Consider the following 18,808-nt stretch of genomic DNA (forward strand, 5'->3'; position numbering starts at 1 on the left):
TATTAATGAATTAACATCCTAGTACCTGGACGATGGAATACATGGATTCCACACCGCCTTCTTCTCTTACACCACGTACTGGTGCAACATCCCAATAGTCGCGCCCCACCGCAACATAGACATGCGCACTAGGCGTAAATAACAGGTTACTCACATCAAAACAGTACCATGCCTGTTCAATAAATACCTCAGCCCAAGCATGACTCGCCAGATGTGAGGCATTCTGTGCATAAAGATAACCTGATATATAACGTGATGGTAAACCTAAATGTTTACACATGGCGATAAAAATATGACTGTGATCCTGACAGACGCCCTGACGTGCTTCAAAAGCATCAATCGCAGACCCCTGTACCGTAGTACTATTTGCTATATAAGGAACGTGTTCGAGTACGGCTTGGGCCAAGCTGATTAAATGTTTACGAGTTAGTGCTGGAACATGCTGCTCTGCAAAATCCTTCATCTCTGCATTACATTTTGTGGCTTCAGTCGGCTGTAAAAACAGATATGGATTTAAGGAATCATTTAAGCCCTGCTCATGCTTGAGATTTAGCTCAACGATGCCTTGTGCCATGATCATCAGGCTATGATAGGATTCACGCTGTGTACTGGTCATCCAGAGATTCTGAAAGGCATCATGCCGAATCACTTTCTGACCCGGTACACTGACATCCCAATAATGCACTTTCTGATGTTCATTGGTGGAAGGCATCATTTTGATGTACTGAATACTGTTCCTCACCTCGGCTGTGTACGTGTATTGCGTTTGGTGATTCACCATCAATTTCATACATCAGCCTCGAACAAGCGATGAATATGATCACTAAACTGATAAAACTGCTTCAGATCAGGTGCAGCACGTAACTGTGTCCAGTATTGCTTTACACTGCCCCAGCCAATCTCACAGAGCGTATCCACAATATAATCAATTTTACATAAGGTACGGGTAGTATCCTCACCGAGACGTAACTGCTGATCAAGCTGTTCCAGACATTGGCCCAGACTGAAAAACAGAAATACATCTGATGATTCTGCTTCCAGAATTTCAGCACAATCTGTCACGACATCGCAGATATAACCGGCATTCTGATCCGCAGTTTTAATCAGTTTCAGCAATTCGGAATAGGCTTTGCCAGACAATACACCACGCAATTCCTGAATATTGTCTTTTGCCACCTGAAACTGCTGGGTAAATGAAGTCGGCTGGGTACTATCCAGAACCAGCTCATTTAATGAACTGGCATCAAACGCAGGCAAACAGAAAGCATGTGCATAAGCCACAGCGGCTTCATCATCTAAAAATGGAAAATGCGAACATAAAAACTGGGTACGAGATAAATAACGGCCTAACCAAAAAATATGTTGCGCATTGGTATTTAACAAAACCATGACGTTATCCTTCTTTGGAATGTTATGAATGTAAGTTGTCGACTACCCAAGTATCTTTGATCCCGCCACCTTGCGATGAGTTGACCACCAGTGAGCCTGCCTGCATGGCTACCCGGGTTAGACCACCTGGCACAATTTCAGTGCGGTAAGGTGAGCTCAAGACAAAAGGACGCAGATCAATATGTCGTTCAGCAATACCAAAATTGCTTAAAGTCGGACTGACCGACAAATCCAAAGTTGGCTGCGCAATGTATAAATGCGGCGCAGCTAAAATCTTATCTCTAAAAATATCAATATGCTGTTGAGAGGCTTGTGGCCCAATCAGCATGCCGTAACCGCCAGAACCTTGTGCTTCCTTGACGACCAGCTGATCCAAATTTGCCAATACATAGTCCAGATCTTCCGGATTACGGCATTGGTAGGTTGGAACATTATTTAAAATCGGTTTTTCACCCAAATAAAAATGAATCATTTTATCGACATAAGGATAAATCGATTTATCATCTGCCACACCTGTACCCGGGGCATTTGCGATTACAACATTGTGCTGTAAATATGCGGACATTAAGCCCGGAACACCCAAAGTACTGTCTGGTTTAAAGCACAGTGGATCAAGATAGGCGTCGTCGACTCTTCTATAAATAACATCAACCTGTTGACGCCCACGTATTGTTTTTACATAAACCTTCGAGTTCTCAACAAAAAGATCACGTGATGTCACTAAAGGCACATTCATCTCCCTTGCAAGGCAAGCGTGTTCATAGTATGCACTATTGAAACGACCCGGGGTCAAAACCACAATGAATGGATTATCGGTATAAGCATTTTCCGCCAGAATTTCTTTTAAGAGTTTTGGATATTGTTCAATACCGGCAATATTGGATTGCTCAAACACTTTTGGCATTAACTTCTGGCTGATCTTGCGGCATTCCAGCATATAAGACACCCCAGATGGCGTTCTCAGGTTATCTTCCAGTACATAAAATTCACCTTTGGAATCTCGGATAATATCAATCCCGCTAATCTGGCTATAGATACTGCCTTTCAAATGATGCTGGTACATATGTGGCTGATACGCTTCATGGGTGAGCACCTGAAGCTCAGGGACAATATTGGCTTTAAGAATATCCTGCTGATGATAAATATCATGCAGAAACAGGTTTAAGGCTTGAACACGCTGTGCTGAACCGAGTGCCACCATATTCCACTGTTTACGGGCAATCACCCGTGGGATTACATCAAAAGGAATAGTCCGCTCAGTGCCTTGCTCATCTCCATACACGGTAAACGTAATACCGTCATAAAGAAAATGTTCTTTTGCTACTTCATTTAGCTGATTCAGTTCATCTAGTGTATGCTGTGACAGCCATTCTTCAATTCGTTGACCTGCCTGACTGTGTATTACCTGATGATCACGCATTTCATTGAAAAATTTCGAAGAAATCTCTTGGTATAAAAAATGCGGACTGTGCTTGATTGAAATATTAAGTGCTGTAGTATCTGTAAAATTTTTGCTTAAATCTGCTGCAGTATGATTTTCTACTGTTGTAATAGTATTTGTATCCTGGCTTTCTTTTAGCATACAAACCTCTTCATTGTAATCTATTATAATAAAATCAAAGCAATATCCATGCCATGACATCCGTTTCGAAGTCTGTATTAACCCAGTAAAGTGCCTATTCACTCAATATCATTTTTCGCCAAGATGTTTACGGATTGTAGGTCAATTGTTGCGCAGAATAACTTGCGAAAAAAATTCAGATTTCTTATTGTGGTAAGCTCATATTTAATTTGTTTCCACTGATTGCCAGTAAAAATACATTATGTCAGCACAAGAAAAAGAAACCTCCAATAGCCTTTACCGCCAATGGCAAATCTTGTCGCGTCTTTCTACCGGCAAATGGATGGGAACCCGTGAACTCCAGGAAATCCTGAATCGCGAAGGGATCGAGATCAGTTTACGCACCATTCAGCGTGACCTGAATCAGATTGCCCAGCGTTTTCCGATTGAGAGCAGTAAAACCACACCACAAGGCTGGCGCTGGCGTTCAGATGCCCCTATTCAAAGCTTGCCGCATATGACCAGTTCACAGGCGGTGACTTTTATGATGGTGGAAGAACATCTCAAACACCTACTGCCACCTAGTCTGATTGAAGAAATGAATCCCTGGTTTGATCTGGCTCGACGCAGCCTGTCTTCACAAAATAACGTACGACAATGGATTAACCGGGTCAGAATCGTGCCAGCTACCCAACCGCTTATTCCGCCTGTCGTTGATAAAACGGCCCAACAGGCGATTTACGAAGGCCTGTTACAGGACAAACAGCTGGAATGTGTTTATCAGGGTCGTGGTCATAATGGCGAAGAGAAAACCTATATTTTAAATCCGCTGGCATTAGTGCAAAAAGGTTCAATTATCTATCTGGTCTGTACCCGTCATGATAAATCGGATATTCAGACCTTTGCCCTGCACCGTTTTAAATCAGCAGAGGTGCTGAATTCTCGTGCCCTACACCCGGTAAATTTTGATATTGATGAATATATTGAATCTGGCGCTTTAGGATTCCGGGTCGATTTTAACCAGCCAACGGAAAATGTATTGCTTCAACTGAGCATGCCTGAATCTGATGCGCACTATTTTGAAGAAAGTCAGCTCAGCAAAGATCAAAAAATTGAAAAAATTGAAAATGGCATAGCCCTGATTAGCGCAACTGTGCCTTTTACCTCACAACTGGTTTGGTGGTTACGAAGTTTTGGCAATAAAATCAAAAATATCGAACCAAAAATAGTGGCAGATGCTGTTTACCAAGTGAATGAAACTGATTCAGTCTCTTCCAAAGAATAAAAAAGTCCCCATTTTGGGGACCTGATCAATTTATCATTTTATTTTTCTTATTGTTCTGGTGGTCTGTTACTGAGCCGGTCTGCTTTCCTCTTGCCCCAGAAAACAGACCGGATGTGTCACATTAGAAATTAAAGAGTCTGATAACATGAGCAAGCCAGCTCTGCATTATTAAAACGGATCGATTTTTTTGTCATAATTTACACTCCTGCTGTGGGGATAAAAATCACTATAGAGCGCTTAAGCCTGTTTTTGAAATAAAAAGAATGCATGCCTTTTGCACAATTTTTCCATAGAAGATTATTTGGAAAATTTATTATCTATCTAGAAGTGAGGTATAGCGGCCTACGCTCCATTTTCAGCAAGTTTATAAAATTAAAAAACAATTCTATGCTTGTATAAGCCAGGCAGCTCTGCACATTATTAAACGCTATCGTAGTGGAAATAGGGATTTAATTTCATAATGGCTAACCCTGCGCAATTAGTACGACACAAATTACTTAATACTTTCTTTTCACGGCATTCGGTCTGGTTTGCCTGCATCACCATCGCCGTTATTTTTACGATTTTTCATATCGGTTATGAGCCGCGCTATATTTATTATTTTATGCCGGCAACCTTAGTGAATACACTATGGATCGTTAGTATTCTGCTGAGCCTGCTAGGCCTATATGACGTCTTGCAGAACAGACATTCAATCTTAAAAAATTATCCGATTATGGGCCACTTTCGTTTTATCTTTGAAGAATTCCGTCCTGAAATTCGTCAGTATTTTATTGAAGCGGATCGGGATGCTTTGCCATTTTCACGTATGCAGCGCAGTCTGGTGTATCAACGGGCCAAAAATGAAAATTCAGATAAGCCTTTCGGCTCAATCATGAATGTCTATGAAGAAAATTATAAGTTTATTAGCCACTCTCTCACTCCTTGCCGACCTGCTGATCCAGAAACCTTCCGCATTCTGATCGGCAATGAGCAGTGTACGCAGCCTTATTCTTCTTCAATTTTGAATATCTCGGCTATGAGTTTCGGGAGTTTAAGTGCCAATGCGGTTCGGGCTTTAAATCTTGGTGCGCAAAAAGGCAAATTCTTTCATGATACCGGTGAAGGTAGTATCAGCCCTTATCATCTGGAACATGGCGGTGACATTGTCTGGGAAATTGGTAGCGGCTATTTTGGCTGCCGGACCTTAGAAGGTCAGTTTGATCCGGTAAAATTTGCAGAAAAAGCTAAGCTACCTCAGGTAAAGATGATTGAAATCAAGCTTTCACAAGGCGCCAAGCCTGGGCATGGTGGCATTTTACCTAAAGCCAAGATTTCAGAAGAAATTGCACAGATTCGCGGGATTAGCCGTGAACATGACTGTGTCTCACCTTCTGGACATCCGGCGTTTAAAACCCCGATTGAAATGATGAATTTCATTCAACAACTACGTGAGCTTTCTGAAGGTAAGCCAGTCGGATTCAAGCTTTGTCTGGGTCAACCTTGGCAATTTATGAGTATGGTGAAAGCCATGCTACATACCAAAATTTATCCTGATTTTATTGTGGTAGATGGATCTGAGGGCGGTACCGGTGCTGCACCAATTGAATTGATTGACTATATGGGTACTCCTTTAAGAGAAGGTCTTTTGTTTGTGCACAATACCTTGGTCGGTGCAGGATTGAGAGACAAGATTAAAATTGGTGCAAGCGGGAAAATTATCAGTGCCTTTGATATTGCTAGTACCATGGCACTTGGAGCTGACTGGGTTAATTCAGCGCGCGGATTCATGTTTGCAGTCGGATGTATTCAGGCTCAAAGTTGTCATACCAATCAATGCCCTGTGGGAGTCACTACTCAGGATAAAGAGCGTCAAAAAGCCCTGCATGTCCCGACTAAGGCCGAGCGAGTATTTTATTTCCATAAAAATACAATGCATGCCCTGTCTGAGCTAATCGCTTCAGCAGGTTTAAAACATCCTTCTGCTATTAAACCGCATCATCTGGCACAGCGAATCAGCAATCATGAAATCAAGAACTTTGCCCAGATTCATTTCTGGCTTAAAGAAGGTGAATTATTACACTGTGAAAATAAAGATGAGGAAAACTTTTATTTCCGTATGTGGAATATGGCCAAACTGGAAAGTTTTTGAGCCTATAAGAATCAAAACTTAGTCAAATTAGACAAGAAAAGGGCGTTTACTAAAACGCCTTTTTTTTAATTGAGAGTGTCACAGTCTAATAATAGGTCTTACTGCCATGCGCATGTAAAAAGGCTGGAATTAAACCTGTGAGTGCTGCACGGATATCCGCGCGTTCATTAATCAATTGATGTGAACCTTCTTCCAGCATTAGCAAAGTTTGCAGGCGGAACTTGCGCCGGATAAATTCAATATTGTAACGCCAGTCCACTGTCTGATCCTGAGCACCTTGAGCTAACCAGACAGGGATACGACAGGCTGGACGTGCTTCCATTTCCTGCATCCAGCGTGACATCGCCAGAATCCAGTCCATGCCCATCATGCGGGGTTGCAAAGGATCTTTGAGGCGGATAAAACGCAGAAATTCAGGATTATGGTTATTACGACGGAAATGACGTGGTACTTCACGCTTGATCCGGCTGATAATGCCGAGTCCGAGCGGATTATGCCACCAGGCAGTTTTAGCCGGACGAATCAACGGTGACAATAACAGCACGCGATCTACAAACGGATTTTCACGTCGTTCTGCAAATTCGAGCAAATGATGCATCCAGATCGCACCACCGGTACTCTGTCCAATACCGACCCATGGTTTAGGTAACTGCTCGGCATGTTTGACATAGCGATATACCGCATGCAAAACCTGCTGATAATGGTCAAAATTCTGGATACTGGCAGATGAACCATCACTCAGACCATGCCCCGGCAGATCATAGGTTAGAACGCTAAAACCCTGTTCCAGCAACTCACGTACGATCGGCTGATAAATTCCGCTATGTTCCAGATATCCATGTAATAGAAACGCCGTTCCCTGAATTTTGTCAAAACGGGTATTTTCTAGATTAGGTGTAAATACTTGCACATGCAGTTTAAACAGCGGCATCTGTACATAGCCCTGCCAATGCTTGCAATCCAGCAAATCGAAACCATATAGTCTGCGATAAGACAGCAGATCAATAGTCGGCTGGTCATCCCTATTCAAGTTTAAGGGCTGTAAAAGCTGTGGCGTTGTTTCCCTGCTTGGCACAGGTAAATCCAGCTGTTTCAGGATGGTCGGATTTAAAAACGGAATATCAGACATTAAGGCACCTCCCGACAGTCACTGGAGCCAAACCACATATCGCGGATAGTGGCCAGCATTTCATAATTGGCACGGCGACTATGATCATAATTTTGTCGACTTGGACGCCAACGGGTCAAGGACTTCGGCATCGGTGCTTCCACTGGAATCGTTTGAATACCATTCAGTGCAAACAGACGACGGGTACGCGGCATATGATAACGGTCGGTAATCAGAATCACAGTCGGTGCCCCACCTTTTTTTTGCAATAATAACGAGCTGAAACGGGTATTTTCACAGGTATTCATGCTGCGGTCTTCAAGCAATTTGGCATCGACATTGTAATTTTGTAACCAGCGCTGCATATACGGCGCTTCCACACCACTCAATACGATCGGTAACTGATACTGTTTTTCAACTGCGAGTGTGGTTTCCAGACGCAAACGCGTATAGTCATTGACCACAATGTCCTTACCATTTTCATGTAAAGTTAAACCACCACCTAAGACCACAATGGCATAAGGTTTAGACTGATTGACCGGTTTCTGTTGCTGCTGTTCTTGCAGTAAAGCCAGATCTTCCTTGATTTCCTCTTTCGCTGTGACCTGTACGGCACTCGCTTCTTCATCTTCCAGAGGATGAGTCGTCAAGAATTCAATATATTGCTCAATGCGTTCCTTGTTTTCATTACTGTCCCATTCCAGCAGTTCGCGGACCTTCTGAGTCGGGTCAACGGCTTCCACAGGTTCTTGCTGAGACAATAAAGGCACTTGTGCAGGTTGGTTCTGTTCTGCTTTTTCTTCCTGCTGTTCACGCTGATGTTCTTCAATCATCTGTTGCAGTATCTTGTAGCGTGCCTGAATCAGCATCAGATTGGCAGAATGATTTTTCTGGATATCCTGCTCCATCACACGCAAATAAGCCTGACGGGCAATCCACTGATCAGAACCTGGTTCGAGCGTATCATCTTCACTCAAGGAAGCCATTTTCTGGCTTTGTGCTGCGACTTCGTTAATTTCAAAAGACACAAATCGATTGAGTCCCTTAACTACAAGCTGCGAATAAAATGGCGAATAGATCAACATCACTAGACAGCCGAAAAATACAAACAGTCCTGCGACGATTTGTACTAAACGGACCATCCAATGGGTGTTTTTCATATACGTTATTTATCCTGATGAGATCGAATTAAGCCTTTACAATCAAATAATACCGGTTCAGGTTCGAGCATAATCTTGAATTTGTCCCAGACAGCCTGCTGTACTGCGCCATAGGTTTGACGGACATCCGTCAGAGAAGCATGACCATAGTTCACCAGAACCAGTGCCTGTTTATGGAACATGCCAACTGGCCCAAGCTGTTTCCCCTTCCAGCCTGCCTGATCAATCAGCCAGCCTGCCGCCATTTTAACCTGATCATTGGCCTGCGGATAATGGGGCAAATTAGGAAAATGCACAGCAATTTGGTCAAAAACCTGTTGATTTACGATAGGATTTTTAAAGAAACTTCCCACGTTTGGAAATTCTTTAGGATCAGGCAGTTTGCTCTGACGAATCCGGATCACCTGCTGCTGCAAGTTTTCTGCTGTGAGATTATCACCCACCGCTGCTTTAAGATCACCATAATTCAGTTTCAGATTTGCCTGTTTTAGTAATTTAAAAGTAACGTGTGTAATCACATAACGTGTTGGATCATCTTTAAAAATACTATGACGATAGGAAAAATGACAGTCTGAAGCAGGAATGGAATCAAATTTTTTCAGCTTACGGTCATAGACCTCTACCGCATGAATAAATTCGCCGACTTCGACACCATATGCCCCAATATTCTGCACTGGAGATGCGCCGACCAGTCCGGGAATCAGGGCCAGATTCTGTAGACCATAGAGTTTCTGTTCTGTCGTCCAGAGTACGAAGTCATGCCAAACTTGGCCCCCACCTACCCGCAGACATTGATGCTGCTCATTTCCTTCCAGCATTTCAATGCCCTGGATATCCATATGCAGGACGAGTGCATCAATCTGTTCCGGCAATAACATATTGCTACCGCCAGAAAGAATCTGCACATTCAGTTGTTGCTGCTCAGCAAACTCCAGTGCAGCAATCAGATCATCAGTTGATTGGATCCGGCTGTAGTAAGCGGCAATCGCTTCGAGATTTAGCGTATTAAAAGGTTTAAGTTGAACCTGAGTCTGAATCTGCATGACTTAAACCTTTTCTGTTTGATGTTGTTTAAAAATTTCTACCCAGGCCCGACTGCTGGACTCACATTGGTTCAGGACACGTTCAAAACCATCTGCCCCGCCATAATATGGATCTGGCAAAGCCTGTTTTGGATAGTGCTGATCATGTTCACTCATTAAAACAACCTGGGCACGCAGGCGTCCGAATTCTGCCTCTGCCTGATGCTGGAGCGCCTGAATATCTGCCAGATTTTCCAGATCCATCGCTAGAATCAGATCATAATCAATAAAATCATGGGTTTTGAGTTGACGCGCACGCAGGCCAGAAAGATCATAACCCCGTTTTAAGGCATGTTGCTGGCTACGCAAATCAGGTGCTTTCCCCGGATGGTAATTACTGGTTCCTGCTGAGTCGACCACAATATCGAGTTTCTGTTCATCACAATAATGTCTGAGTACCACTTCTGCCGTGGGAGAACGACAAATATTTCCCAAACAAACACATAACACCTTATATGGCGTTCTGGATGACATAAACAACCTCAGAGTTAATCATTTTCAAGATACTTATGTTAAGTTATTTACCTGATGAATCCTATATCACCGCCCCATAATAATTTTGTATTTGCGATAAAAATTAAAGGATAAAGACATGAATCGATTTCAGTTTCAAACCGTTCCCAACATCATCGCCGGCCTCGGCACGATTCAGGAATTATCCTCTATTCTCAAACAGGGCCGTTATCAGCGTGTTTTACTGGTCACTGATCCAGGCATGCTACAGCATCAATTACACCTGCCTATTCTGGAAATTATTGAAGATGCGGGACTAGATTATGCAATTTATTCCGATGTACAGGCCGATCCACCTGAGCATGTAGTGCTTGAAGCAGCAGATTTTGCCAAACAGGAAAATGTCGATATCGTGATTGGCTTTGGTGGTGGCAGCTCTATGGATGTCGCCAAGCTGATCGCAATCTTGAGTCATCCGGCACAGCACCAATCTTTGTCTGATCTGTATGGCGTAAATCAGGCTACTGGCCCCCGTTTGCCCTTGATTTTGGTTCCTACCACTGCAGGTACAGGATCTGAAGTTACTCCGATTTCAATTGTCACTACAGGTGAAACTACGAAAACCGGAATTGTGGCACCGATCCTGTTTGCAGATACTGCTATTCTGGATGCAACATTTACCCAGAATCTGCCGCCCTTAATTACTGCTGCGACTGGCATTGATGCCATGGTTCATGCTATTGAGGCTTATACCTCTAAAATCAAAAAAAATCCTTATTCCGATATGCTGGCCAAGCATGCTTTGAAACTGTTAAATGCCAATCTGCAACGTGTGCTGGACGATGGGCAGGATCTGGACGCACGTCAAAACATGCTGGTTGGTTCTATGCTGGCAGGTCAGGCCTTTGCCAATGCACCGGTTGGGGCTGTGCATGCACTGGCTTATCCATTAGGTGGGCATTTCCATATTTCACATGGACATAGTAATGCACTGGTATTAACTGAGGTGATGAAATTTAATACGCCGGATGCCAAATCGCTCTATGCCGAACTGATGTGCTGGTTAGATCCACAAAGCAAAGGCTGTCACGATGGCCTGACTGACCTGTTTATTGATCATTTTAATAACCATCTGGTGAAAAGTGGCTTAACCCTGAAACTCAAACAGTTAGGAATTCCTGAACATATGCTGATGATTATGGCGGAAGATGCCATGAAACAGAGCCGCCTGTTACAGAACAATCCACGTGAACTTACTCTGGAAGATGCTTACAACATCTATCAGGCGATCTATTAGATTTAGGATTATTTTCGACACAGCAGATCTAGCCACTACAAGTTATTTAAAAATATGAAAGCAGCTCTTAAACAACGCGAACATTATTCATTTTTTCTGCCGATACAGACTCGTTGGGCAGACAATGATCTGTATGGCCATGTCAATAATGTCACTTATTATAGCTATTTTGATACGGCCGCGAATGCCCTTTTGATTCAGGAAGCCGCATTTGATCCCAAATATTCTCCAATGATTGGACTGGTGGTCAGCTCGCAATGCCAGTTCAATCAGGAGCTGTCTTATCCGGAAATTATTGAGGTAGGTGTCGCCATAGAAAAAATGGGGAATAGTTCTCTCAGCTATGATCTGGCAATCTTTAAAATGAATTCTGATACGGCAGCCGCTCAAGGCAGTTTTGTGCATGTGTTTGTCGATCGCCACACACGAAAAAGCACCCCGATTCCAGCTGAAATGCGGGATGCTTTAGCGCGTTTTGTCTCAGCCTAAAATTATTTTATTTCAGCTGAATATTGTGCAATTCACCATCAAACTGTTCCAGCAAGTCACGTATAGCCGGTTCAGCATGCAGCAGCTCTTCTGCACGTTTAAAAGCGCGTACTTTACGTTCTTGCTGCATGGTATATGGCGTTAACTGCTCTACATCTTCAAACTTCACCTGGAAAATGGTCTGCGGCCATTGTTCCCGCAAAGCTGCTTCCAGATGATGTTGTAGCTGCGACAAAAGCGGCTGATAACGCTCTGGAATATGGAAGACCGATGCTGCATTAATCTGGCCGGTCATGATGCCATACTGAGCCAGTTCCTGAACTGCCGGAGATAACTGGCTATTACGGAACCAGAATTCCCATTTTTCTACCGTCCATTCACCCTGCATATCCTGTACCGGAATTTGCAGAATATCCTGAGGCATCAGATTACGGTCTGTAGAAAAATTCGTATTTGCGATCTGAGTTGATGCAACCTTAGTCTGATTAGAAATTTCTGACTGACTTTCATCTGCTTTATGAACCACTTGTTCTGATTCAGTAGCTGAAGCATCTAGGCTAAACTCTGGTTCCTGTGCTACTGGTGCGGCAATATCTTTTTCAGGAATGAATTCTTCTAAAAGAAAATCATCACTGCTGGCTTCAGGGCTGGATGGAACAGGTTCTGCAGGAACATCGTCAAAACCAAACAGGCCATCTTCCAGGTTTGGATCAAATACAATTTGATCAGACTCAGATTGTTCTACCCTAGTTGATTCAGCTTGTATAACTTGAGGCTCAGAATTGGTTTCTGGCTCGTCTTCATCCAGAAAATCATCCGAAGATGGTTCAGACTGTGCAGTGACTGGATGATTATCCTGCTCGTCTTCATAGCCAGCATCTAATGAAAAATCTTCTCCAGTAGCTTGAGCAACCGGCGCACTTTCCTGCTGCGTTATCTGATTTTGCTGTGGAGCTGATGCAGCTACAGCTTGTGATATCTGAACTGTATTGGCTGGAATTTCATTTGGCTGTAACGGACGGAAGGCTAGCAAACGTAGCACCGTCATCTCAAAGCCTTGCTCTTGCGTAACCGCAAGCTGTAGGTCAGCACGACCTTTACAGGCGATCTGATAATACAGTTGCAAATCTTGTGCTGAAATCAAAGCCGATAACTGCATGATCTTTTGATTGATCTCGGCACTGTATTTCAGGCTTAAATCCGGCAGATATTGTAATAAAGCCAGTTCATGCAGGGTAGAAATCAGCTGATCTAATACCAGTGATACATCCAGCGCCTGCTGACGGAATTGCAATAATAATTCGCTAACACGTGCTTTCTGATTCTGATGAATCGCCAGAATCAGATCGTAAATGATGGTTCGGTCGATCAAGCCCAGCATGTCTTTGACATCCTGATGTTGAATGGCACCCTGACCATAGGCAATCGCCTGATCTGTTAAGGATAAGGCATCACGAAGCGAGCCCTGTGCTGATTCTCCAATCTGCCAGATCGCATCCTGATCAGCCTGAATGCTTTCTTTCGTCAGGATATTGCCCAGATGTTCGGTAATTTCATCGACAGCCAATGGACGCAAAGTGAATTGCAGACAGCGAGAAATAACTGTAATCGGCAACTTTTGTGGATCTGTGGTTGCGAACAGGAATTTGACATGCTCCGGTGGTTCTTCCAGTGTCTTTAATAGAGCATTGAAGGAATGCGTGGACAGCATATGTACTTCATCGATCAGATAAACCTTGAAACGACCCTGAGTTGGCGCATAAGGGACATTGTCCAGCAGCTCACGGGTATCTTCGACTTTGGTACGTGATGCCGCATCGATCTCAATCAGGTCAATAAAACGGCCTTCATTGACGGCGGTACAGGTCGGACATACCTCACAAGGAGTCGAAGTAATACCGGTTTCACAGTTCAAGCACTTCGCCAAAATACGTGCAATCGTGGTTTTACCAACACCACGCGTTCCCGTAAACAAATAGGCATGGTGCAAACGGCCACGCTCCAGTGCGCTGGTTAAGGCACGTGAAACATGGTTTTGACCGACCAATTCGTTGAAATTGCGGGGACGGTATTTTCGCGCAAGTACTTGATACATGTATGCTCCTTTTTACAGGTCTAAGCATACTGTTTTTTTATAAAATAGTGAATGAATTAATCAGTTATGATCTGGAGAGATAGACCTATCAATCTGATTTAAATCAACTATCTCGAAGCTGTTTGCTCCATTTTTATGCCTGACTGAAATATCAGGATATTTTTAGTATATTTGGAAAATAAAATATCTATTGATTTTCGCTCTATTTGAGCGGATTAATACAATCTTAGAAATAAAAATTTCTGATCAAAGATAAAGGATTGGGTTGAATCTGTTTAAGCGAATCGCCCTAAAATAAAATCACTCTGCATCTGGTAGCGTTTACCGCTTTTGTCTTCACGGATTTCCAGCACATACTCTTCCAAATCAACATACAGTAAATTACGAGTCGCTACATTCACCAGTTCAATCTTCTGATGAGAATCATCCTGAAAACGAATCGGACCGCTAAAGGTTTCCACCTCATTATGACCACTCAGGCTTTCACGCTCCAAAGTATAAGTCTGATCTTCATGCAGGGTTAGCATGACAGCCATACCCGGGCAATCATCACAACGGGACAAGCAGCTCATACAAGGAGTTGTACCCTGATACTCTCCTGCCCATGCTGGAATCTGTGCCTTGGCTTCAACAATAGTATTTTTAGCTGACTGGGTTTGATCCTGACAACCGAATAAAGCACCGGTTGCCACTAAGGGAATCAGTATTACTTTTTTCATGGTTTCATTTCGCAGCGCTGGAATTTGCCACAAAATAGCATATTTTAAATGGCTGACTAAACTCCCAAATCAAGGATATTCAGTTATCGCCAGCCTTTTCTTCCCGTCAATACCGCATCAGCACAGCGCAAAGTTTCCTGCGTCAGCCCCCAAAGACGGTAATCTCCAGTTAATGAACCTGTTGGGAAGTTATGGGTATAGGCAAAACTTAAACCGCGTTCCGGATCACACCAGGCACCAGAACCGTTAAAGCCCATATGACCAAAACCTGTAGAGGCTTTACCCAATGTCAAAATACGGTGATAACCCAGACGCCAGTGCATTGGCACAGGCATCACCCGATCACGACGGGTATATTGCACCTGGCTTAGTCGCTGGAATACTGGAGGTGAAATCAACTGCTGGCCTTGCCAAGCACCGTGATTGGCCAACATCGCATAGATTTTTGCCAGACTGTCTGCAGTAAAGACCCCATTGGCTGAAGGAATAATCGCCTGTAATCCCTCATTACTAAAGAAGCTAAAATTCTTCATGCCTTTAGGAATCATGCCATCCTGAAAATCTTGGGGGCTCTGGCCACTCCAGACCAGAGCACGCTCCATTAAACCGGGTTTGCGTGTAACTACTCTTTTGCCTTTAGAAGATTGAGATGCAGACTTTGCTTTAAAGATCGGTCGCGCAACTCGAGGCAGTTCATCCATCGGCACACTAAAATAGGCACCATTTAATTGTAGAGGCTGAACCAGATATTCCTGCATTAATTGGCCTAATGATTTACCAGTTGCCTTTTCCAGTACTCCACCCACCTGCCAGCCAAAAGTCAAAGGTTGATAAGCGGCATCAGTCGTGGTCTGAAAACGTGGCTCAGCTGCCGCGATCCGCTCCAGCATGTGTGACCAGTCAGCCATTTCAGTGGCATCATCAATGATATTACGGATATCAAACAAACCACTTTGATGGCTCAGCATATGTGCCAAAGTAATCGACCGTTTACCTTTCTGAGCAAATTCAGGCCAGTATTCTGCAACTGATCTGTCATAGTCGAGATAACCCTTACTTACCAGAATGTGTGCTAATGTCGCCAGTACACCTTTGCCAGTGGAATAGCATAGTGACATGGTATCGGGCTGCCAGTTTTCAGTGACAGACTTCTTCCCGGTATAGATATCGACAACTTTTTTTCCCTGAAAATATACAACAAGTGCCGCACCACCCTGATCAGTACGTGCATCCTGTAAGCGGCTAAACTGACGAGCAAGGTCGCGAAAACGCGCATCTACATCGCCCTGATAATTATGCTGATCAGCAAACAGATAATCTTTAATTGGCTGCATCATTCTATCCATAGAATTTTGATCCCTTAAAATGAAAAAGCCTAAATCGAGTTTAGGCTTTTGATTTAGATTTAAATCGCTTTTACATGGCCGGTCACATGCGGCTTCTGGTTTTTGCTATTCCGGATCAGGAAATCTGTATCATTCTCTGCTTGAGCCGTTAGAAACTCAACTTTAGAAGGCAAGTACATCGGTAGCTTGAACCAGACATCGGCTTCATACGCATCCGGCAATGACAGATTAGCCAGCGCTTTGGCTTTGCTCCACATACCATGTGCAATCGCCTGCTTAAAACCAAAAGCCTTCGCTGTAACAGCATGAATATGAATCAGATTAAAATCACCTGAAGTCATGGCATAACGGCGGCCGGTATTTTCTGAAATTTTCCATTCAGTATTCAGCTTATAGTCTGGTGCTTTACTTTCTGCCGGTTTAACAGCCGCTTTAACATCAGTCTTTTGACGTGAAAGATAAGTCGTTAATGCCTCAACGACGACTTCATTGCCCACTTTGACTGTGGTAATAAAATCAAACTGAACGCCTTTGTCATGGGGCTGTAATTCACCAAATTTGCATGACAAGGTTAAAGTCTCATTTACACCGACTTTACGGTATTGCTTGACCTGATTACGGATATGTACCAGTCCTAAAATCGGGAACGGAAATGCTTCCGAGGTCATCATGTGCATTTGCAGACTTTGAGACAGCACGGTCAAATAAATAGCTGGAATATAACCATTATTTTTAAAGCCACATACTTCATTATAGGCTTTTAAATGTTTCTGATCGACCTTGAATGAATCCACCACATATTCAACTTGCGGTAGAACTTTTTCAGCTTTCGGCTTTTTAAAAATCAAGCCTTGAATCACTTTTGGATAGGCTAAATAAGGTTTTGGAAGTTGACTAAAATGGCGCGTATTCATACTGAACCTTTGGAAATATTATCTTTATAAAGTGACCTCTCCTGAGCATACTTCAATCATTGTATGAAAGTGAAGCACTGGAGAGGTTTTGAGAATTCTTGGAATTTTCTCTTTAGAATTTTAATCCCCCTTTATAAAAGGGAGACTTCTCCTCTCTTTTATAAAGAGAGGTCGGGAAAGATTCCATTAAGCCCCTAACAGGCTTTGACCACAGACACGAACCACGTTGCCATTTAAACCTGTTGAAGCCGTAGAAGCAAACATGGCAATTGTTTCTGCAACATCTACAGGTAGACCACCTTGGCTCATTGAGTTCATACGGCGGCCTGCTTCACGGATTGCAAATGGAATCGCAGCCGTCATTTGTGTTTCGATAAAGCCCGGTGCAACAGCATTAATGGTTATACCATTTTTTAAGGTTGGTGCTGTAAATTTCACCACACCAATCACACCCGCTTTAGACGCTGCATAGTTGGTTTGACCCAGGTTACCTGCAATACCTGAAATTGAGGATACACAGATAATGCGACCATTAGCATTTAGACCATCGTTGGAGATTAAATAGTCATTTACACGTTCAATGGCAGACAGGTTGATGTTAATCACCAGATCCCATAGCTCAGGTTTCATATTGGCCAAAGTCTTGTCGCGGGTAATACCGGCATTGTGCACAATAATGTCCAGACCGCCTTGCTCAGCTGCTGCTGCTTTGATTTTCTCACCTGCATCTGCAGCAGTAATATCGATGGCTAAAGTTGAACCGCCAATTTCGCCGGCTACACGGTCAAGGTCCGCTTGCTGCTGCGGAACATCCAGACAGATAACATGTGCGCCATCACGTGCCAATACATGAGCAATCGCTTCACCAATACCACGGCTCGCACCGGTCACTACAGCAGTTTTACCCGCTAATGGTTTAGTCCAGTCCACATCCACTTTTTCAGCAGGTGAAACACGGATCACCTGACCAGAAACATAGGCAGAACGTGGAGAAACTGCAAAACGTAAAGCAGACTCAAGGTTTGCTTCAGCACCGGCATCTACATAGATCAGGTTCGCTGCAATTCCCTTTTTAAACTCTTTACCAACAGATTTTACAAAACCTTCCAGTGCACGTTGAGCAATTGACTGACTGACTGATTTAGCAGTTTCAGGCGTAGTCCCCACTATCACCACACGGCCAGAACTTTGAATTTGACGCGCAATCGGGTTAAAGAAATCATAAAGTGATTTTAATTGTTCTGAATTTTCGATTCCTGAAGCATCAAAAATGACAACTTTGAATTTTGATTCTTTATCGCCCGGATTAAACGCGCCCAGATTCAGTCCAGCCGATGCAGCAGCCTGTTGCAGTTCAGCATTGTTACCTGCATAACTATTGGCATGAATATTTGCCAGAACCTGAGCAATAGCACCAGTCAAGGTACTTGCCGGTGCTGCTCCAAACAATACCGCACCTTTGACAACTGGTGTAGCAGACTCAAAACGGTCTAAAGAAGTTGGGGATGGCAGACCCAAATTTTTAATGACAAATTTACCAATAGGAGATTTTGCAAAAGTTTGGTACTGATCAGTCATGTTTATTATCTCTCATACAAATTAATTTTTGGTTGATCTAAAGTTATCCTTAAACTTCAGTATGATGCCAGACACTTATATTTCAATAGATCTACCAGTTTCCGCCCAATCATACTTGAGATAACAGGCAGATGACTTGACCTAAGCGCAGTCTGTAATGTCATTGTAGTCAATACAGCCTATCTTCTTCTATGCTAATGT

Annotated in this window: 16 protein-coding genes; 4 read left to right on the forward strand and 12 right to left on the reverse strand. The window is 43.3% G+C overall.

The genetic code is table 11. The features are described from left to right. Positions 1 to 10: 10 nt before the first annotated feature. From FTU46_RS01975 to FTU46_RS01985, 3 genes are read right to left on the reverse strand one after another with little or no spacing between them, the layout of a single operon-like run. Positions 11 to 790 (reverse strand): transglutaminase family protein, encoded by a 780-nt coding sequence (locus FTU46_RS01975; RefSeq protein ID WP_180104234.1) that lies wholly within the window; start codon positions 788 to 790, stop codon positions 11 to 13. Further along, a complete protein-coding gene (locus FTU46_RS01980) occupies positions 787 to 1,389 on the reverse strand; it encodes an alpha-E domain-containing protein (protein WP_004783892.1) in 603 nt (200 codons plus the stop codon). The genes FTU46_RS01975 and FTU46_RS01980 overlap by 4 nt, the downstream gene beginning before the upstream one ends. Before the next feature lie 22 nt (positions 1,390 to 1,411). After that, a complete protein-coding gene (locus tag FTU46_RS01985; RefSeq protein WP_180104235.1) occupies positions 1,412 to 2,971 on the reverse strand; it encodes a circularly permuted type 2 ATP-grasp protein in 1,560 nt (519 codons plus the stop codon). A 241-nt stretch (positions 2,972 to 3,212) separates the two neighbouring features. Between FTU46_RS01985 and FTU46_RS01990 the strand changes: the two genes are divergently transcribed. After that, the gene (locus FTU46_RS01990) at positions 3,213 to 4,235 is read left to right on the forward strand and encodes a YafY family protein (RefSeq protein ID WP_166134987.1); all 1,023 of its coding nucleotides are present in this window, start codon (positions 3,213 to 3,215) and stop codon (positions 4,233 to 4,235) included. Positions 4,236 to 4,695: 460 nt separating this feature from the next. Continuing rightward, positions 4,696 to 6,366, forward strand: coding sequence for an FMN-binding glutamate synthase family protein (locus tag FTU46_RS01995; protein WP_125278993.1), 1,671 nt, complete (start codon positions 4,696 to 4,698; stop codon positions 6,364 to 6,366). 85 nt (positions 6,367 to 6,451) lie between these two features. Here the strand turns inward: FTU46_RS01995 and FTU46_RS02000 are convergent, their stop codons facing one another. Genes FTU46_RS02000 through FTU46_RS02015 form a run of 4 tightly spaced genes read right to left on the reverse strand, consistent with a single transcriptional unit; the run spans position 6,452 to position 10,190 of the window. Then, positions 6,452 to 7,495, reverse strand: coding sequence for an alpha/beta hydrolase (locus FTU46_RS02000; RefSeq protein WP_004783902.1), 1,044 nt, complete (start codon positions 7,493 to 7,495; stop codon positions 6,452 to 6,454). After that, the gene (locus tag FTU46_RS02005) at positions 7,495 to 8,634 is read right to left on the reverse strand and encodes a YdcF family protein (RefSeq protein WP_180068760.1); all 1,140 of its coding nucleotides are present in this window, start codon (positions 8,632 to 8,634) and stop codon (positions 7,495 to 7,497) included. Before FTU46_RS02005 ends, FTU46_RS02000 begins: the two co-directional genes overlap by 1 nt. A 5-nt stretch (positions 8,635 to 8,639) precedes the next feature. Further along, the gene (murB, locus tag FTU46_RS02010) at positions 8,640 to 9,677 is read right to left on the reverse strand and encodes a UDP-N-acetylmuramate dehydrogenase (RefSeq protein ID WP_180104236.1); all 1,038 of its coding nucleotides are present in this window, start codon (positions 9,675 to 9,677) and stop codon (positions 8,640 to 8,642) included. A gap of 3 nt (positions 9,678 to 9,680) precedes the next feature. Then, positions 9,681 to 10,190, reverse strand: coding sequence for a low molecular weight protein-tyrosine-phosphatase (locus tag FTU46_RS02015; RefSeq protein ID WP_180104237.1), 510 nt, complete (start codon positions 10,188 to 10,190; stop codon positions 9,681 to 9,683). A gap of 118 nt (positions 10,191 to 10,308) precedes the next feature. Between FTU46_RS02015 and FTU46_RS02020 the strand changes: the two genes are divergently transcribed. Together FTU46_RS02020 and FTU46_RS02025 are read left to right on the forward strand one after the other, a co-directional pair. Then, complete coding sequence (locus FTU46_RS02020; RefSeq protein WP_166134994.1) at positions 10,309 to 11,466, forward strand: iron-containing alcohol dehydrogenase; 1,158 nt, start codon at positions 10,309 to 10,311, stop codon at positions 11,464 to 11,466. 54 nt (positions 11,467 to 11,520) lie between these two features. Continuing rightward, positions 11,521 to 11,955, forward strand: a complete 435-nt coding sequence (locus tag FTU46_RS02025) for a thioesterase family protein (protein ID WP_004783911.1) — start codon at positions 11,521 to 11,523, stop codon at positions 11,953 to 11,955. A 7-nt stretch (positions 11,956 to 11,962) separates the two neighbouring features. On the opposite strand, the gene dnaX is transcribed toward FTU46_RS02025, so the two are convergent. The 5 genes from dnaX to FTU46_RS02050 all read right to left on the reverse strand — a co-directional run bounded on the left by dnaX (position 11,963) and on the right by FTU46_RS02050 (position 18,607). Continuing rightward, positions 11,963 to 14,050 carry a DNA polymerase III subunit gamma/tau gene (gene dnaX, locus FTU46_RS02030; protein ID WP_180104238.1) on the reverse strand — a complete coding sequence of 696 codons (2,088 nt, stop codon included), beginning with the start codon at positions 14,048 to 14,050 and terminating at the stop codon, positions 11,963 to 11,965. A gap of 275 nt (positions 14,051 to 14,325) precedes the next feature. After that, positions 14,326 to 14,769, reverse strand: coding sequence for a copper resistance protein NlpE N-terminal domain-containing protein (locus FTU46_RS02035; RefSeq protein ID WP_180104239.1), 444 nt, complete (start codon positions 14,767 to 14,769; stop codon positions 14,326 to 14,328). 83 nt (positions 14,770 to 14,852) lie between these two features. Next, complete coding sequence (locus FTU46_RS02040) at positions 14,853 to 16,115, reverse strand: serine hydrolase (protein WP_180104240.1); 1,263 nt, start codon at positions 16,113 to 16,115, stop codon at positions 14,853 to 14,855. Positions 16,116 to 16,174: 59 nt separating this feature from the next. Beyond that, positions 16,175 to 17,029 (reverse strand): MaoC/PaaZ C-terminal domain-containing protein, encoded by an 855-nt coding sequence (locus tag FTU46_RS02045; RefSeq protein ID WP_180104241.1) that lies wholly within the window; start codon positions 17,027 to 17,029, stop codon positions 16,175 to 16,177. A gap of 186 nt (positions 17,030 to 17,215) precedes the next feature. After that, on the reverse strand, positions 17,216 to 18,607 hold the full coding sequence (locus tag FTU46_RS02050; protein WP_004783922.1) for a 3-oxoacyl-ACP reductase: 1,392 nt from the start codon (positions 18,605 to 18,607) through the stop codon (positions 17,216 to 17,218). Between the last annotated feature and the right edge of the window lie 201 nt (positions 18,608 to 18,808).

Origin of the sequence: Acinetobacter sp. YH12108, assembly GCF_013419055.1 — a bacterium.
Lineage (GTDB): Bacteria > Pseudomonadota > Gammaproteobacteria > Pseudomonadales > Moraxellaceae > Acinetobacter.

Excerpts from the sequence above, each read along its gene's own strand:
- FTU46_RS01975 (WP_180104234.1), bottom strand. The coding sequence starts at position 790 with ATGAAATTGATGGTGAATCACCAAACGCAATACACGTACACAGCCGAG.
- FTU46_RS01980 (WP_004783892.1), bottom strand. The coding sequence starts at position 1,389 with ATGGTTTTGTTAAATACCAATGCGCAACATATTTTTTGGTTAGGCCGT.
- FTU46_RS01985 (WP_180104235.1), bottom strand. The coding sequence starts at position 2,971 with ATGCTAAAAGAAAGCCAGGATACAAATACTATTACAACAGTAGAAAAT.
- FTU46_RS01990 (WP_166134987.1), top strand. The coding sequence starts at position 3,213 with ATGTCAGCACAAGAAAAAGAAACCTCCAATAGCCTTTACCGCCAATGG.
- FTU46_RS01995 (WP_125278993.1), top strand. The coding sequence starts at position 4,696 with ATGGCTAACCCTGCGCAATTAGTACGACACAAATTACTTAATACTTTC.
- FTU46_RS02000 (WP_004783902.1), bottom strand. The coding sequence starts at position 7,495 with ATGTCTGATATTCCGTTTTTAAATCCGACCATCCTGAAACAGCTGGAT.
- FTU46_RS02005 (WP_180068760.1), bottom strand. The coding sequence starts at position 8,634 with ATGAAAAACACCCATTGGATGGTCCGTTTAGTACAAATCGTCGCAGGA.
- murB (WP_180104236.1), bottom strand. The coding sequence starts at position 9,677 with ATGCAGATTCAGACTCAGGTTCAACTTAAACCTTTTAATACGCTAAAT.
- FTU46_RS02015 (WP_180104237.1), bottom strand. The coding sequence starts at position 10,190 with ATGTCATCCAGAACGCCATATAAGGTGTTATGTGTTTGTTTGGGAAAT.
- FTU46_RS02020 (WP_166134994.1), top strand. The coding sequence starts at position 10,309 with ATGAATCGATTTCAGTTTCAAACCGTTCCCAACATCATCGCCGGCCTC.
- FTU46_RS02025 (WP_004783911.1), top strand. The coding sequence starts at position 11,521 with ATGAAAGCAGCTCTTAAACAACGCGAACATTATTCATTTTTTCTGCCG.
- dnaX (WP_180104238.1), bottom strand. The coding sequence starts at position 14,050 with ATGTATCAAGTACTTGCGCGAAAATACCGTCCCCGCAATTTCAACGAA.
- FTU46_RS02035 (WP_180104239.1), bottom strand. The coding sequence starts at position 14,769 with ATGAAAAAAGTAATACTGATTCCCTTAGTGGCAACCGGTGCTTTATTC.
- FTU46_RS02040 (WP_180104240.1), bottom strand. The coding sequence starts at position 16,115 with ATGGATAGAATGATGCAGCCAATTAAAGATTATCTGTTTGCTGATCAG.
- FTU46_RS02045 (WP_180104241.1), bottom strand. The coding sequence starts at position 17,029 with ATGAATACGCGCCATTTTAGTCAACTTCCAAAACCTTATTTAGCCTAT.
- FTU46_RS02050 (WP_004783922.1), bottom strand. The coding sequence starts at position 18,607 with ATGACTGATCAGTACCAAACTTTTGCAAAATCTCCTATTGGTAAATTT.